Genomic DNA, 15,826 nt, shown 5'->3' with positions numbered 1-15,826 from the left:
CAATAACAGGAGGTAATTCTAATGAAGAAAAAAATCGCTGTACTACCAGGAGACGGTATCGGTCAAGAGATCATGGACGGGGCATTAGAAGTGCTGAAGGCAGTGGGTGATTGGTTCGGCCATGAATTCGAAGTGGAGAAAGGATACATCGGCGGATCTGCCGTTGATCGCTTCGGTACACCATTACCTCCTGAAACGATCAAGCTTTGTAAAGGGAGCGATGCCGTCCTATTGGGAGCAGTGGGAGGACCGAAGTGGGAGCATCTCCCGAAAGAGCTTCGTCCTGAAAAAGGGCTCCTCGCCATCCGCAAAGAGTTCGACCTTTTCGCGAACCTGAGACCGGTGAAAGCATTTGAGAGTTTACTGGGTGCGTCTCCTCTGAAACGGGAGATTGTAGAAGAAGTGGATTTAGTGATTGTCAGGGAACTGACAGGAGGATTGTACTTCGGTCAGCCGTCAGGTCGGCAGGGGAAGCGGGACGAAGTAGCGGTGGACACACTCGTTTATGAGAAAAGTGAAATCGAACGAATCGTTCATAAAGCCTTCAAGCTGGCTCAGAAGCGCAAGAAAAAAGTAACCTCCGTCGACAAGGCAAACGTTCTGGAAACGAGTCGAATGTGGCGTGAAGTCGTGAATGAAGTGGCTCCTGAATACCCGGATGTTGAAGTGGAACACATGCTGGTCGATGTCGCGGCCATGAAGCTGATGTATCAGCCGAAGCAATTCGATGTCCTCGTGACGGAGAACATGTTCGGGGATATCCTGAGTGATGAAGCCTCCATGATCACAGGCTCCCTGGGAATGCTCCCTTCCGCCAGTTTAAGGGGGGACTCCTTCGGTCTTTACGAACCCGTACACGGATCAGCCCCTGATATCGCCGGAAAAGGAAAAGCCAATCCACTGGCCATGATTCTGTCGGTGGCCATGATGCTCCGCCATTCCTTCGGTTTAAAAGAAGAAGCGGAAATGATCGAAATGGGCGTCCAGGAAGTCCTGAACGCAGGCTACCGTACCGGAGACCTTTGGACGATGGGCCGCGGGACCGTTGTCGGGACGGGTGCCATGAGCCAGCTGGTCGTAGAGAGATTGGAAGCAGATCATGCGCTGTCTTCGATCCTGGCAGCTTATTTATAAATAAGAAGTACCCGATTAGCACGGAATAAAATTTTTATGAACGAGGAGGGAGTTCATGGCAGGGAAAAATATCATCGAAAAGATATGGGAAAAACACATTGTGCACAGGGAAAAGGGAAAGCCGGATTTATTGTATATTGATCTGCACCTTGTACATGAAGTCACGTCCCCCCAAGCATTTGAAGGCCTGCGCTTAAAGAATCGCAAGGTGAGAAGACCCGATTTGACTTACGCCACCATGGATCACAACGTTCCGACAAGGGAGCGTCACATCATAAGGGATGAAATCGCCCGGCTGCAGATGGATACGTTGAAGAAGAATTGCGATGAGTTCGGCGTCACTCTTGCCGATATCCATCATCCCGATCAAGGGATTGTCCACGTCATCGGACCAGAGCTCGGTCTGACCCAGCCGGGAAAAACCATCGTGTGTGGAGACAGCCATACTTCAACCCACGGAGCGTTCGGGGCACTGGCCTTCGGGATCGGGACGAGTGAAGTGGAGCATGTACTTGCGACCCAGACCCTTTGGCAGTCGAAACCGAAAACCCTTCAAGTGGAAGTGTCGGGGGAGCTTGGATTCGGCGTCACGGCCAAAGACGTGATCTTGAACATCATTTCCACGTATGGAGTGGGATTCGGGACCGGATATGTCATCGAATTTACCGGTGACGTGATCCGCAATCTGTCCATGGAAGAAAGAATGACGGTTTGCAATATGAGCATCGAAGCAGGTGCCAAGGCAGGATTGATCGGTCCCGACGAAACGACCTTCGACTATTTAGAGGGAAGAGAATATCTTCCTAAGGATCGATCGTTCCAACAGTGCAAGGAAGAATGGAAGTCTTTGACGAGCGACAGTGATGCAAGATATGATCACAAAATTGAAGTGAAGGGTGAAGAAATCGAACCTCATGTGACATGGGGAACGAATCCCGGGATGGGTGCGGGGATTTCTAGGTCCGTCCCTCATCCTGAAGAGTACGGGGATCCTTCTGAAAGGGAAGGGGTAGAGCGGGCGCTTCATTATATGGGGCTTAAGGCCGGGATGCGGATAGAGGACATCGAGGTTGATTATGTGTTCATCGGTTCGTGTACGAATTCACGCTTGAGCGACTTGAGGGCGGCGGCTGAGGTGGTAAAAGGGCACAGTGTAAAACAAGGCGTCACCGCATTGGTTGTTCCTGGATCGTTCAAGGTGAAGAAAGAGGCCGAAGAGGAAGGCCTGGATACGATCTTTCAAGAAGCCGGCTTTGAATGGAGAGAGGCAGGCTGCAGCATGTGCCTGGCCATGAATGACGATTTCGTTCCACCGGGCAAGCGCTGTGCATCCACGTCCAACCGGAACTTTGAAGGAAGGCAGGGAAATGGATCGAGAACCCACCTGCTGAGCCCGTCCATGGCCGCAGCGGCGGCTGTGACCGGTAAACTGACAGATGTGCGTAAACTTGAGAAGCTGCCGATTTCATAGGAGGTGAATCCCATGGCGATCAATCATGTGGAAGATAAAGTGTTTCCTCTCAGGAGAGACAATGTAGATACCGATCAAATCATCCCGAAACAATTTTTAAAAAGGATCGAACGCAAAGGCTTTGGGCAGTACCTGTTTTATCATTGGCGGTTTGAAGACGATGGGGAGTCCTTAAGAAATGATTTCTTATTGGATACCCCACAATATCAGGACGCAGGGATCCTCCTTGGCGGAAAGAATTTCGGCTGCGGATCTTCCAGGGAGCACGCACCTTGGGCCCTCCAGGACTATGGATTTCGAGTGATCATTGCGAAGAGCTTCGCTGATATTTTTTATAATAACTGCTTAAAAAATGGGATCCTGCCGATTCAACTGGATGAGAAGACAGTCGATGCGCTTCTGAAAAATGAGAGTCAGGTAGATTTGTATAAAATCGAAGTGTCCCTTGAGCATCAGACCATTTGTGATTCAGAAGGACTCCGTGTCTCCTTTGACATCGATCCCTACTGGAAAACGATGCTTCTAAAGGGGCTGGATGAAATCGATTTAACGCTGCATTACGATAAAGATATTGAACAATACGAAAAAAATTATGAGGTGAGTGGCTTGGGAATTTAATGGATAACACTGAAGTTGTAGAAGCGATGGAAAGAATCAGTCATCAGGTGCATCGAACACCGTTAAAGCAATCATCGACGCTGAATACGTTCACTGGTGGAGAGATCTATATGAAAATGGAGAACCTGCAGCGAACAGGTTCTTTCAAAGTAAGAGGCGCAATGAATAAAATCATGTCATTGTCTGAAGAAGAGGCCGGGCGGGGCATCATTGCCGCGTCTGCAGGAAATCATGCACAGGGTGTGGCGCTTGCTTCTTCCCTGCGCGGAGTTCCGTCGAAAATCTTCATGCCAAAACGGACACCTTCCACGAAAATTGCGGCAACGAAACATTACGGAGCTGAAATCGTCCTCACGGGAGACACCTATCAGGAGGCCTACGGGGCAGCACTGGAAGATAAAATCAGAAATGGCTCAACGTATGTTCATGCATTTGATGATCATAAAGTGATGGCTGGGCAAGGGACAGTCGCACTGGAAATGCTTCAGCAACTCAGTGATCTGGACATGATCCTTGTCCCTGTCGGCGGAGGGGGCTTGCTCGCAGGGATGGCACTGGCCGTAAAGGCATTTAACCCACGGGTGCAAATCGTTGGTGTGCAGGCACTGGGAGCGCCTGCTACGTACAACTTCTTCACCGGCAGAAACAAAGGATCCCTCGAGCATGTGCACACCATTGCCGATGGCATTCTTGTCAAAAAGCCTGGAGAGCTCACGTTTCCAATTATCCGGAAGTATGTAGACGACATGGTGACGGTGACGGATGAAGAAATCTCCTATAGCATCATGTTCATGCTTCAACGGGAGAAAACTCTCGTCGAAGGAGCGGGAGCCGCCTCCTTAGCAGCAGCCATGTGCCAAAAGGTAAACGTGCAGGGCAAGAAAGTCGGCTGTGTCATCAGTGGCGGGAATGCCGATCCAAGCAAAATCCCTGTGTACCGGGATCTTTCCAAAATGGCCAGACAGCTGCATCATATCGTGTAAAAAGATGGGACGGCTCTTAACTATGCGAGTAGTTGGGGGCGGTCCTCTGTTTATAGTAAGTTGATATGGTTTCGATATTTTTCCTATAAATGGAAAAATACGCAATTACTATGTAAAAAGACGCAATTATCGAGAAAAAGACGCAATAAACATAATAATGACGCAATTACTCACTATAATGACGCAATTATCTACAAGTTGGGGTAGGGAAGTGCCGCAATAATAGATAAAAGCACCACAAAACCCGAGAAAGATCAACAAATCATAGGTGATCTTTGAAAAGTACAAATCCTGCATGAATTTTTCGTGGAGATAACTAAAGCGATCATAACCAATTATACTTGTAAGCTCTTACATTCAGAAAATACACAAAAACCTATTGTAATAGGTAATTTTTTCAACTATAATGTCCACTATATAAGAACAAATGTACATCAGAAATATACAAATGGAGGTTTTCGGCTTATGGAATCAATTTCAATCGGACTTTTAGGACTCGGAACGGTGGGAGCCGGAGTGGTGAAGATCGTAGAAAATCATCAGGATAAACTGTCCCATCAAATCGGCTGCCCGGTAACGGTGAAAAAAGCCCTTGTTCAGGATTTAGAGAAAGATAGGGGACTGGAAATCGAGAATAGCATATTGACCTTAAATCCTGAGGAAGTCCTGTTTGATCCTGAAATTGATATTGTGGTCGAGGTCATGGGTGGAATCGAAGCAACGAAGGAGCATCTCCTCCATGCGTTAAACGAGGGTAAGCATGTCGTAACGGCAAACAAGGACCTCATGGCTCTTCACGGACCGGAATTACTGAGGGCAGCCTCCGAAAACGGCTGTGACCTGTTCTACGAAGCAAGCGTAGCGGGAGGCATCCCGATTTTAAGAAGTTTAGTAGACGGCCTCGCCTCGGACCGCATCACCAAAATGATGGGGATCGTCAACGGGACGACCAACTTCATTTTGACGAAGATGACGAAAGAGGGACGGACCTTCGATGATGTATTAAAGGAAGCTCAGGAACTCGGTTACGCTGAAGCGGATCCGACGGCAGATGTCGGTGGCCTGGATGCAGCGAGGAAGATGGCGATCCTGTCCACATTAGGCTTCTCGATGAACGTGGATCTGGCGGATGTGAAAGTGAAAGGCATCACGGAAGTAACGGGTGACGATATCCAATATGCCGAGCAATTCGGATATACAATGAAACTCATTGGTTACGCTCACCGTGAAGGGGAAAAGGTCGAGGTGAGCGTGGAGCCGACTCTCTTGCAAAATGAGCATCCCCTTGCATCGGTTCACGACGAATATAACGCCGTCTATGTGTACGGCGAAGCGGTAGGGGAAACGATGTTTTACGGGCCGGGTGCAGGCAGTCTGCCGACGGCTACAGCCGTCGTATCGGATATGGTGGGAATCATGAAGAATATGAGATTGGGTGTCACGGGCAAGAGTGCCGTAAATCCGCAGTTCCCGAAAAAATTGAAAGAACCCGATGAGATCCATTCGAAATATTTCCTGCGTCTGCACGTCCAGGACGAAGTAGGCGTTTTAGCCAAACTGACGTCGATCTTCTCGGACCACGGAGTCAGTTTCGAAAAAATACTGCAGAACCCGCTGGATAGCGATGAGTTTGCTGAAATTGTCCTGGTGACCCACAAAGCATCACTCGATCATTACGAGGATATCCTCATGGAACTGAAGGATTATGAAGCCATTCATTCAATTGAAAGCTCATATCGCGTAGAAGGAGGGGAAAAAGGATGAGGTGGAAAGGATTACTGGCACAGTACGGAGAACATCTTCCATTAAATGCAGATACTCCCCTTTTAAGCTTGAACGAAGGGAACACGCCGCTGATCGAGCTGAAGTCACTATCCGAGGAATGGGGCATCGAGCTTTACGCAAAGGTAGAGGGGGCCAATCCGACGGGCTCCTTTAAGGACCGGGGCATGGTACTTGCAGTTGCGAAGGCGGTGGAATCCGGAAGCTCGACAGTCATTTGTGCATCGACCGGTAATACTTCGGCATCTGCTGCAGCATATGCAGCAAGGGCGGGGATCAAGTGCATCGTCGTGATTCCAGAGGGGAAGATCGCTCAAGGAAAATTGGCACAGGCCGTCATGTACGGGGCTGAGATCATTTCCATCGACGGGAATTTTGATGAAGCACTTGAAATTGTACGTGAGTTAAGCAAAACCGAATCGGTCACTCTTGTCAATTCAGTGAATCCATACCGCCTCGAAGGACAGAAGACGGCTGCTTTCGAAGTGGTAGAAGGATTGGGGGGAGCTCCGGATGTACTTGCGATCCCTGTTGGAAATGCCGGGAACATTTCAGCCTACTGGAAAGGCTTTAAAGAGTATTCAGATCGAAACGCTTCAACACTTCCCCGGATGTTTGGTTTTGAAGCATCGGGGGCAGCGGCTCTCGTTCACGACCGCGTCTTTCCCCAACCCGAAACGATTGCCACTGCGATCCGGATCGGAAACCCGGCTAGCTGGACATTGGCCGTCGACGCGCTGAAGGAATCCGATGGGCATATCGATGAAGTGACGGATGAAGAAATCCTGGAAGCCTATCAGCTCATGGCAAGAAAAGAAGGGATCTTCGCAGAGCCGGCTTCATGTGCTTCCATCGCAGGGATAAAGAAGTCATTAGAAAAAGGCCTGCTTAAACAAGGGTCAAGGGTAGTCGCGGTACTGACGGGTAATGGCCTGAAAGATCCGGTCACGGCCATGGAGTGCAGCCCGGTGACACCGGTGAAGCTCCCTAACGACCGCGAAATGGTGAAGGATTATATTAAGGGGACGATCGGAGTATGAAGGGCCGGGACCCGCGCTCATGGAAAATCGTCGTCCCGGGAAGTACAGCTAATTTAGGAGCCGGATTTGATTCACTTGGTTTGGCTTTGAATGTCTTTTTAACCGTTGAGGCGCATGAGGCGGATGATTGGCAGGTGATTCCTCTCTCCTCGGCCCTTGAGGTCTTTCCGGCTGATGAGTCCCATTTCATTGTAGAGGTGGCAAAGGAAGTGGGGGAGGAATATGGAAAGAAGCCGGCTCCATGTCATTTGTATGTATCAAGTGATATTCCGTTGACGAGGGGCCTCGGCTCCAGTGCAGCAGCCGTCGTGGCAGGGATCGAGCTCGCCAATGTCTTATGCGGCCTCAACCTGACTCAGGAGAAGAAACTTGAACTTGCCAATCGGTTTGAAGGGCATCCCGATAATGTCGGGGCGTCGCTTTACGGAGGATTCATCGTCAGCTGTCAGCATGAAAAGGGCGTCAACCTCATAACGGTCCCTGACCTTCCGATCGATGTAGTATGTGTCATCCCGAAAGCGGAGCTGAAAACATCAGATTCGAGAAATGTCCTGCCGTCCACTCATTCATTTGCAGAATCCGTAGGGGCTGGAGCGATATCCAATGTATTAGTGGCGGCATTTTTGACCGGGGATTGGGAAATGGTCGGTAAGATGATGAAGCGGGATCGTTATCATCAGCCTCACCGAAGGAAGCTGCTGCCCCATTATGATGCAGTAGAAAAAGTGGCGGACCGATTCGGTGCATTCGGTGTCGCATTAAGCGGTGCCGGTCCGACGATTGCCTGCTTCGTGGAACGGGAAGCAAGCGAATGGCTATTCCGTCAGATCGAACAATCCTTCCCATCCATGGACGTCCGTAAACTATCCATTGCCAAGTCCGGCAGCAGCATCACTCTCCAACAACCAAAGGTCCGTCCCTCATCGCTTTAAAGCGGCGAGGGACGGACCTTGTTTCATTCTTTCTCCCGGGTCAGCATGAAACAATTCTCTTTTTCATTGATGTGTAGGGAGTAGGAGGATTGGGAAGTCATCCCCATTTCTTCCCGTAGTTCCTTTGGTATATGGACGGTCCCTTTTTCTGAGATATAGCGTTTGTTATGGGTGGAGTCCTTTGAGGCTTGCATAATATAGAGGCAATCGTTTTGATAAACGAGCTCCGCAAGCTTTCCGGGCAACAGCCCGAATTTTTGTCTCCATTTGTGGGGAAGGGTAATCGTGCCGCTTTTGCTGAATGGTTTGCTGCCGTACATCATACTTAACATTCGCATCACCTGCTTTCACTATCCTTGCTACTCTCTTTTTACCATCCTTATAAAAGAATAAACGCGATTTTGAAAAAATAGGAAGAAGGTTGGGAGGGAAGTTTAGTAAAATAAGATGAGTGGAAATAGTAACTTGTAAATGGAGGTGTGAACCATCGAACCTATACATATTTTATTCCTGCTTATGATTGGTTATAGTGTCTTTACCTTTGATAAAAAGAAGAAGAACGTTCCTGTTCCTGTTGTGTTGCTTCTCGTTGGGATCGGTCTCTCGTTCGTTCCGGCATTTTCTGATGTCACCCTGACGAAAGATATTATTTTTCAATGGTTTCTCCCTGCTCTTTTATTTATATCCGCATATCAATTCCCGGCAAAGGCCCTAAAGAAGCATGCTGGGATCATCACTCTCCTGAGTACGGTAGGGATTGTCATCACTACATTGCTGCTGAGCCTTCTCATGTACTATTGTTTACATCCATGGATCCCCATGACCTACACAGAAGCTTTACTGATTGCTGCAATCTTAACTCCAACGGATCCAGTTTCTGTGGTCTCGGTTTTGAAAGAGTCTTCAAATAGACAGGACATAGCCGATGTAGTGGAGGGGGAATCGATGATCAATGATGGCACAAGCATCGTTCTCTTTACGGTGGTAGCCGGAATCTACTTTGGCGGGGAGAAATTTTCCGTTTCATCTTTCATGGGGGAATTCCTGCTGGTGTCAGTAGGGGGGATCGTACTGGGTGTGACGCTGGGATGGATTGCGAGTAAAGCCATTCATTTCACGACGGATTCGAGATATCAGATCATGCTTAGTATCATCCTTGCATATGGAACCTTTTATATAGGAGAGGAATTGGGGGTTTCAGGTGTCCTTGCCACTGTATCTTCAGGAATCCTGCTTTCTTATGAATACGGAAAAACGATAAAGGAAAATCACTTCAGGAAGGATCTGGATGGGTTTTGGACGGTCATTGAACCGACCATCCTGACCTTTTTATTCTTATTGATCGGCATCCAGACGACACGATATTTATCTTTCTCTTTAACCGGATGGATCTTCCTGCTATTTGTTCTCTCATTATTCGTTCGCTATGTTATTATTATTGGTGTTGTCAAAATGAAGGATACATGGAGAAAGACATATGGATGGAAGGAAGTATTCATCTTAACCTGGTCGGGGATTAAAGGTACGATGTCTGTTGCTTTATTATTGGGTTTAGACGACCAAGGCCCCTTTCTTCTGCACTCCTTGACGTTCGGAGTCATCATGCTTTCACTCCTGATACAGAGTGTGGGAATCTATCCCTTATCCACCTTGTTCCTAAAAGGGGAGAAGAAGGGGAAAGATTATTGATAAATTGGTAAGAAATGTGAAACCATAGGAGGAAGACTATCTGAATGCAGGTGAACATTCCGGAATGAAACAGGCAAAAGACATCGCATTAAAAATAACCATCACCTACGTATTGTTAGGCATTCTATGGATTATATTGTCGGACTATTTTTCTATGGACCTTGCTCATGAAAACCTTAATATGTATATCTATTTTCAACGGTATAAAGGCTGGTTTTTTGTGTTTGTGACGGGCACGATCCTCTTTGCATTGGTCTACCGGAGGACACGTGAACTCATTCACTCGAATGAAAAATTGACTTTAAAAGAGAAACAGCTGCAAATAAAGAACCAACATTATCACTCTTTATTCGAGCAAAACCCTGATGCAGTACTGGAATTGAGCCTGGATGGTAACGTAATGGCTGTCAACGGAGAGGCTGAGGGATTACTTGAGTCGACATATGATGAATTAAAAGAAGTCAACTTCGGTAATTTCCTGGATAGAGAAGAAATGAAGCGTGTGACAGGGTATTTTTTCGAATCGTTCAAAGGGCTAGCTTCTTATTTTGAAACCACGATTCATTTGCCTAATGAGAAAAAGAAATTTCTGCGCTGCTCCCTCGTTCCAATCATTGTGAACCGGAATGTCACGGGGATATTTGCAATCGCAAGAGATATCACCCATATTAAAGAAAATGAAGAAATGATTGTGGCATCTGAAAAACTCTCGGTCATAGGGCAATTAGCGGCTGCCGTTGCACATGAAATCCGTAACCCGCTTACATCTCTCAAAGGGTTCATCCAATTGATGCAGACCACCCATACCATTAACCATGATCATCTGGAGATTATGCTCTCTGAAGTGGACCGGATAGATTTGATTTCAGGGGAGATGCTCATACTTGGAAAGCAACAAGAAACCCATTTCCGTCTTGAGAGACTCGATGATATCCTAAGACAAGTACTGGTGCTGATGGAAGCACAGGCACATCTTGATAATGTGTCCATTACATATGAAAACCTGGCTGAAAAACCGTTGACCGTATTAGGGGAAGCGAATCAGCTTAAACAGGTTTTCATCAATATCATTAAAAATGCGGTGGAGTCCATTCCTACCTACAAAGATGGGAGAGTCTCCATCATCCTGGAGGATCATGAAACGGAAGCATATGTCACGGTAAAGGATAATGGTGTGGGAATGGAACCTGAAAGGATTGAGCACCTGGGAGAGCCATTTTACTCCACGAAAGAAAAAGGCACGGGTCTGGGTCTCGCCGTATGCAAAAAAATCATCCATCGACATAAAGGCTATATACATTTCCAAAGTGAAAAAGAAAAAGGAACGGCAGTGGGGATCACCTTACCCCTCGAGGAAAGTGAGGCCCCTTCCGACTTTGCCGATAAGAAAGGACGAATGAAATGAATTCAATCACAAGCATCCTCCATACACCTTCCCTCCAGAAAAACTGGGAAGAATCAGGGTTTACTGGCTTAACACCAGTTCAAGAAAAAGTCGTACCCCTTATCATGGAGGGGAAGGATGTCGTATGTGAATCACCGACGGGGACCGGAAAAACCCTCGCATATTTACTTCCGATCATCCAGGCCATCGACCCATCCAGAAAACAGGCACAGGCCGTCATCCTGGCGCCATCAAGAGAACTGGTCATGCAGATCCATCAGGAAATCCAGAAATGGGCAAAAGGGACTGACGTAACAAGTGCAGCCTTCATCGGTGGGGCAAACATTAAGAAGCAGGTTGAGAAGCTGAAGAAAAAGCCGCATATCGTTGTGGGAACAACCGGCCGCCTGATCGAACTGATGAAAATGAAAAAACTGAAAATGCATGAAGTGAAAACCATCGTGGTCGATGAATTCGACTTGATGATATCGTCAGAGCATATCCGCGAAGTGCAGGATATCATCAAATCGACCCTGAAAGAGCGCCAGGTATTATTTTTCTCCGCCACATTATCGGATGAAACAGAGCAGGTAGCCGAATCCCTCCTGCAGAATCACGAGATCGTCAAAATGGAAGCCAATCTCGATAATCCGAAAGTGGACCACGTCTTTGTCTATAGTGAACTGCGGGATAAGATGGAAGCCCTCAGAAGCATCTCTTATTTCAAAGGAATCAAAGCACTCGTCTTCTTTAATCAGTTGGAAAAACTCTCTGAAATGGAAGAAAAGCTTAAATATAAGGGAGTCGAGCTCGAAGTACTCGCAGGGGAATCGAATAAGATGGAGCGTAAGCAATCCCTGGACCGTTTCCGCTCAGGGAAAGTTTCCATGCTTCTGACAACGGATGTTGCCGCGCGGGGACTTGATATCACAGACGTCACACACGTGATCCATTTCGACTTCCCGAGTGACACAAAGCAGTACATCCACCGTTCGGGAAGAACCGGCCGCATGGGAGCAGAAGGAACCGTCATCTGCCTCGTATCCAAGCGCGAACTGAGCTTCCTTGAAAAACTGAGCAAAGAACTCAACCTCCCGTTCCACGAAAAAACCATTCGCGGCGGAGGGCTGCAAGAACCCGAAACAAAATAAGAAAAGAGGTCCGTCCCCCGGATGTGAGGGACGGACCTCTATTTATAATCGGCTCTATCACTACTTTTCAAATACAACCTTACCATCCATCAGTGTCATCCATACCCCTGTCTCGAGGATTTCCTCCGCTTCCACTTCGAATAGATTTCGATCCCAAACGACCAAGTCCGCTTTCTTCCCGGATTCGATTGTTCCTAAATCATGTTCTCTAAAGTTTCCGTAAGCAGGGGATTTGGTGTAGTGAATCAGGGCGTGTGCCAATGAAATCTTCTCTTCCGGGTTCCATCCGCCTTGGGGAGTGCCGTCTTCATGCTTACGGGTGACGGCCCTGTACAGACCGAGCGTGGGATTCAAATCCACAATCGGGAAGTCCGTACCGAACGCAATGGACGCCTTATGCCTCTGCAAAGATCCGATCGGCCATGTGTAACGGGCCCGCTCCATGCCAAGGCGCTCCAGATAGGCATGAGTATCCATCGAACCAGACGTGAGATGCTCAGGCTGGATGGATGCAATGACTCCGAGCTTTGGGAACCGCCCGAAGTCACGTGGGTCACACACCTCTATATGCTCGATGGTATGCCGGGAGTCCCGTACGCCATTGACGTTCCGGGCATGCTCATACACATCCAGGCCTAACCGGACGGCCGCATCCCCACATGCATGAAGACGGATCCTGAACCCTTCCCGATCAGCATCCTCGATCCAATTCCGGTACACCTGGGGTTCATAAATGGTGCCGCCTGTCACTGTAGGACGGTCACTGTAAGGCTGAAGCAAATAGCCGGTATACGTAAGGGGGACCCCATCCAAAAACTGCTTCAATCCTGAAAATTGAAGCTTATCCGATTGATACTTCTCTCTATAGTGAAATGCCCGCTCGAGGTTGCCGTCCAGCACATCGAGAAAATGTATGCGTGTCGAGAGCTTCCCTTTTTCCTCAAACTCCCGATAGAATGCGGGATCCCCTAAAGTATATCCGGGAAGGGGCAGCATGTCGGAAACAGAGGTGATCCCGCTGGAAGCCGTCTTCTTCAGCATGCCGTTCATCAATCTGGTTTTAACTTTTTCATCAAAGAGAAAAGCTTCCACCACATACTGCACAGCCGTCTCATATAAAAAGCCGGTGGGCTCACCGTTATCATCTTTTTCAATCTTCCCGAAAGGGGGCTCCGGCGTATCACGGTGAATCCCCAATTTCTCCAGGGCAGCCGTATTCAACCATGCGCTGTGTGCTTCTTCGTTCAGCAGCACAACGGGGCGATGGGGAAGGTACCGATCCAATGAATGGCGGGTGGGCAGTGTCTGACCCGGCCAGCGCACATGATGCCATCCGAAACCAAGCACCCATTCCTCATCGGGATGTTTCCGTGCATACTCTGCAACCATTTTCGCCGTTCTGTCCTCTGTAGACCCGAAAGTCAGCTGACAAAACCCCTCGAACATCGCTCCTAAAAACCAATGAAGATGAAAATCATGAAACCCAGCCGTCACCAGGCGGCTGCCGACATCCCATACTTCCGTGTCCGGTCCTCTGAAACCCTCCATCTCCGAACGGGGACCGGTCCCGATGATCCTGTCATCCTTCACAGCCACAAAGCCATCGGTCGGGGAGGTTGAATTCCCGGTAAATAGGGCGGTACTTACAATTATTTTATGGGCCATCATCGCCATTCCCATCCTTTTTAATCTGCTACATCGATTGTAACCAGAATAAGGAAAGAACACAAACTGCAATTTCTTGAAAACTTTCTTTTTCAAGAAGGCATTGGGAAATCCAATGTTGAATACAAAAGGAGAACAAGAAGAAAAGGAGAATGAGTATGCTGACACGAACCTTCCCAGTGCTTGAAACAGATAGATTCCGCTTACGGCAAATGAAAGAAGGGGATGCTCCCCGTGTTTTTGATTATTTTTCAAAGGACGAAGTCACCCGATACTATGATCTGGAGTCGTTTCAAGAGGAAAAACAAGCACTGGAGATCATCGATAGGTGGAACGAGAGGTTTCATCTGAATGAAGGGATCAGATGGGGGATTGCGCTAAAAGGCTCCAACGAGATTATCGGAAGCTGCGGCTTTCATCAATGGGAAAAAGAACATTTTAAAGCCGAGGTGGGGTTTGAGGTTCATCCGTCCCATTGGAGACAAGGGGTCATCACAGAGGTGTTACAGCCGATCCTGACATACGGCTTTGAAGAAATGAATCTGAACCGGATTGAAGCCTATTATGATCCGGAAAATGAGGCATCGAAGAGGAGCCTTGAAAAAGCCGGTTTTGTATTTGAAGGAGTATTAAGGAAAGCGGCATTTGAAAAGGGCGTCTTTTGCGATGCGGCTGTCTGCTCCCTTTTAAAAGAAGAATTTTAACCACAAATTTAAGACGCTGCTTATGTCTATACCACATAAACAGCGCCTTAACTTAAGTAAACCTTATTCAATTACCTTTACTATCCTTTCTTACTAATACACATACGAAACATTCATTTTAATTAATGATCTTGCATGTAATATTTAGTTTATTTTCACTTGCCGCTGATTTCCCCACACGCCCACATGTTACGAAGATAGTTTTCACGGGCTATCCTCTTGCGTACCATGATGTTAGCATGCTTCGCTTACACTCTTCATTGGAATCATCTCCTGAAATAAGATTGCGCATTCCCGCATATCCACACATCTTGAAATCAGTTTTCACGGGCCGATCTCAAACGCTAGATGTGATGCTGATATGCTTTGCTAGCTCACTTCATTGGAATCACGCCTTCCTTTAAAGTTTGTGTTTGTAAATCATTTATTAATTATATATTAACAAATTATAAAATTAATGCAAATGTTCAGAATAATCAATATAGTGCGATTTTGGGTGGTTTTTGAATTGAAATGGGCAGTTATCTTGGTTTATCTTATTTTTTCTTGGTTTTTTATTTTTTTCAAAGAGCTTAGTAGCTTTGAAAGGAGCATTGATTAAGGCAGAGACCGTTCCTTTTCGCTGCAGGTGCTCGCTTTCCGCGGGGCTGGCGGTGAGCCTCCTCGGGCTTTAAATGGTGTCCTACCCTTGTCCAGCTCCGGCGGCTAGCCCCTCGAGGTCATAAGCTAAATGGTCCATGAAGGCAAAAAAACGCCTTCCCGGCCCATTCATCTTATGCTTGTCGGGGCTGAGCAAGCCGCCTCCGCTTTTCGTTGTTTCCCGCAGGAGTCGAGCACCTTCCGCTTCAATCCACTCTGTGCTTTTTCATTATATTTTCTTTATAAGAATAAGCAGTAGATGGATCAAACAGTAAAAATCATTTAACAACAGTATTGAACTTTACTTCAAAATCAGACATCTACATTGGAAAAGCGCTAATTTCATTATATGAACAAAAAAGCCAGCGTTAATCCAATCTTCTATTAAGATAATTCATTTCCAAATCCATTTCTCTATTTACGAGGAGTTCCATTTGTTCAAGGTGATGCCTTTCGACGACGGGGTCGAGGTGGGACCAGTGTACTTTGTTGACGAAGTAGTAGTTTCTGATTTTCCTGAGGATGACAAGGGAGTGAGGGAAGTGGTCGAATTCTGCCTTTATGCTGTTGAAGCGGGTAAAGCCCCATTTTGTTAGTTTCATTGTTTATCACCTAATCTTCTATTACCTTTTCT

At 47.3% G+C, this 15,826-nt stretch carries 14 protein-coding genes; 11 read left to right on the top strand and 3 right to left on the bottom strand.

Going from position 1 to position 15,826, the window contains the following annotated elements:
- The first annotated feature begins 21 nt into the window (after positions 1-21).
- From leuB to thrB, 7 genes are all read left to right on the top strand, one after another.
- Positions 22-1,134: a 3-isopropylmalate dehydrogenase gene (gene leuB, locus CN378_RS07120; RefSeq protein WP_098351204.1), complete on the top strand. Its 1,113-nt coding sequence runs from the start codon at positions 22-24 to the stop codon at positions 1,132-1,134.
- A gap of 55 nt (positions 1,135-1,189) precedes the next feature.
- A complete protein-coding gene (gene leuC, locus CN378_RS07115; RefSeq protein WP_098351203.1) occupies positions 1,190-2,605 on the top strand; it encodes a 3-isopropylmalate dehydratase large subunit in 1,416 nt (471 codons plus the stop codon).
- 12 nt (positions 2,606-2,617) lie between these two features.
- Positions 2,618-3,223: a 3-isopropylmalate dehydratase small subunit gene (gene leuD, locus CN378_RS07110; RefSeq protein ID WP_098351202.1), complete on the top strand. Its 606-nt coding sequence runs from the start codon at positions 2,618-2,620 to the stop codon at positions 3,221-3,223.
- Complete coding sequence (gene ilvA / locus CN378_RS07105) at positions 3,223-4,206, top strand: threonine ammonia-lyase (RefSeq protein ID WP_257141052.1); 984 nt, start codon at positions 3,223-3,225, stop codon at positions 4,204-4,206. Before leuD ends, ilvA begins: the two co-directional genes overlap by 1 nt.
- Positions 4,207-4,671: 465 nt before the next feature.
- Positions 4,672-5,970 carry a homoserine dehydrogenase gene (locus CN378_RS07100; protein ID WP_098351201.1) on the top strand — a complete coding sequence of 433 codons (1,299 nt, stop codon included), beginning with the start codon at positions 4,672-4,674 and terminating at the stop codon, positions 5,968-5,970.
- The gene (gene thrC, locus CN378_RS07095) at positions 5,967-7,028 is read left to right on the top strand and encodes a threonine synthase (RefSeq protein WP_098351200.1); all 1,062 of its coding nucleotides are present in this window, start codon (positions 5,967-5,969) and stop codon (positions 7,026-7,028) included. The genes CN378_RS07100 and thrC overlap by 4 nt, the downstream gene beginning before the upstream one ends.
- Positions 7,025-7,960, top strand: a complete 936-nt coding sequence (gene thrB, locus CN378_RS07090; protein WP_098351199.1) for a homoserine kinase — start codon at positions 7,025-7,027, stop codon at positions 7,958-7,960. The genes thrC and thrB overlap by 4 nt, the downstream gene beginning before the upstream one ends.
- Positions 7,961-7,983: 23 nt before the next feature.
- On the opposite strand, the gene CN378_RS07085 is transcribed toward thrB, so the two are convergent.
- Positions 7,984-8,292 (bottom strand): AbrB/MazE/SpoVT family DNA-binding domain-containing protein, encoded by a 309-nt coding sequence (locus CN378_RS07085; RefSeq protein WP_098351198.1) that lies wholly within the window; start codon positions 8,290-8,292, stop codon positions 7,984-7,986.
- 184 nt (positions 8,293-8,476) lie between these two features.
- On the opposite strand from CN378_RS07085, the gene CN378_RS07080 reads away from it, so the two are divergent.
- From CN378_RS07080 to CN378_RS07070, 3 genes are all read left to right on the top strand, one after another.
- Positions 8,477-9,649: a cation:proton antiporter gene (locus tag CN378_RS07080; protein ID WP_098351197.1), complete on the top strand. Its 1,173-nt coding sequence runs from the start codon at positions 8,477-8,479 to the stop codon at positions 9,647-9,649.
- Positions 9,650-9,713: 64 nt separating this feature from the next.
- Positions 9,714-11,054: an ATP-binding protein gene (locus CN378_RS07075; protein ID WP_098351196.1), complete on the top strand. Its 1,341-nt coding sequence runs from the start codon at positions 9,714-9,716 to the stop codon at positions 11,052-11,054.
- Positions 11,051-12,184 carry a DEAD/DEAH box helicase gene (locus CN378_RS07070; protein WP_098351195.1) on the top strand — a complete coding sequence of 378 codons (1,134 nt, stop codon included), beginning with the start codon at positions 11,051-11,053 and terminating at the stop codon, positions 12,182-12,184. The genes CN378_RS07075 and CN378_RS07070 overlap by 4 nt, the downstream gene beginning before the upstream one ends.
- Positions 12,185-12,244: 60 nt before the next feature.
- Here CN378_RS07070 and CN378_RS07065 read toward each other — a convergent pair whose 3' ends face one another.
- Positions 12,245-13,852, bottom strand: a complete 1,608-nt coding sequence (locus tag CN378_RS07065) for an amidohydrolase (protein WP_257141051.1) — start codon at positions 13,850-13,852, stop codon at positions 12,245-12,247.
- A 155-nt stretch (positions 13,853-14,007) separates the two neighbouring features.
- Here CN378_RS07065 and CN378_RS07060 point away from each other — a divergent pair, with 155 nt between their 5' ends.
- The gene (locus tag CN378_RS07060; protein WP_098351193.1) at positions 14,008-14,553 is read left to right on the top strand and encodes a GNAT family N-acetyltransferase; all 546 of its coding nucleotides are present in this window, start codon (positions 14,008-14,010) and stop codon (positions 14,551-14,553) included.
- Positions 14,554-15,560: 1,007 nt separating this feature from the next.
- Here the strand turns inward: CN378_RS07060 and CN378_RS07055 are convergent.
- The gene (locus CN378_RS07055; protein WP_098351192.1) at positions 15,561-15,794 is read right to left on the bottom strand and encodes a hypothetical protein; all 234 of its coding nucleotides are present in this window, start codon (positions 15,792-15,794) and stop codon (positions 15,561-15,563) included.
- Positions 15,795-15,826 lie beyond the last annotated feature (32 nt).

Source organism: Bacillus sp. AFS015802 (assembly GCF_002561455.1).
In the GTDB taxonomy this organism is placed as follows: Bacteria; Bacillota; Bacilli; order Bacillales; family Bacillaceae_B; genus Rossellomorea.
This window is presented reverse-complemented; position numbering and strand designations above follow the sequence as displayed.

What these genes read in the sequence shown, in the direction of transcription:
- leuB (WP_098351204.1), top strand. Translation starts at nt 22, where the DNA reads ATGAAGAAAAAAATCGCTGTACTACCAGGAGACGGTATCGGTCAAGAG.
- leuC (WP_098351203.1), top strand. Translation starts at nt 1,190, where the DNA reads ATGGCAGGGAAAAATATCATCGAAAAGATATGGGAAAAACACATTGTG.
- leuD (WP_098351202.1), top strand. Translation starts at nt 2,618, where the DNA reads ATGGCGATCAATCATGTGGAAGATAAAGTGTTTCCTCTCAGGAGAGAC.
- ilvA (WP_257141052.1), top strand. Translation starts at nt 3,223, where the DNA reads ATGGATAACACTGAAGTTGTAGAAGCGATGGAAAGAATCAGTCATCAG.
- CN378_RS07100 (WP_098351201.1), top strand. Translation starts at nt 4,672, where the DNA reads ATGGAATCAATTTCAATCGGACTTTTAGGACTCGGAACGGTGGGAGCC.
- thrC (WP_098351200.1), top strand. Translation starts at nt 5,967, where the DNA reads ATGAGGTGGAAAGGATTACTGGCACAGTACGGAGAACATCTTCCATTA.
- thrB (WP_098351199.1), top strand. Translation starts at nt 7,025, where the DNA reads ATGAAGGGCCGGGACCCGCGCTCATGGAAAATCGTCGTCCCGGGAAGT.
- CN378_RS07085 (WP_098351198.1), bottom strand. Translation starts at nt 8,292, where the DNA reads ATGTTAAGTATGATGTACGGCAGCAAACCATTCAGCAAAAGCGGCACG.
- CN378_RS07080 (WP_098351197.1), top strand. Translation starts at nt 8,477, where the DNA reads ATGATTGGTTATAGTGTCTTTACCTTTGATAAAAAGAAGAAGAACGTT.
- CN378_RS07075 (WP_098351196.1), top strand. Translation starts at nt 9,714, where the DNA reads ATGAAACAGGCAAAAGACATCGCATTAAAAATAACCATCACCTACGTA.
- CN378_RS07070 (WP_098351195.1), top strand. Translation starts at nt 11,051, where the DNA reads ATGAATTCAATCACAAGCATCCTCCATACACCTTCCCTCCAGAAAAAC.
- CN378_RS07065 (WP_257141051.1), bottom strand. Translation starts at nt 13,852, where the DNA reads ATGATGGCCCATAAAATAATTGTAAGTACCGCCCTATTTACCGGGAAT.
- CN378_RS07060 (WP_098351193.1), top strand. Translation starts at nt 14,008, where the DNA reads ATGCTGACACGAACCTTCCCAGTGCTTGAAACAGATAGATTCCGCTTA.
- CN378_RS07055 (WP_098351192.1), bottom strand. Translation starts at nt 15,794, where the DNA reads ATGAAACTAACAAAATGGGGCTTTACCCGCTTCAACAGCATAAAGGCA.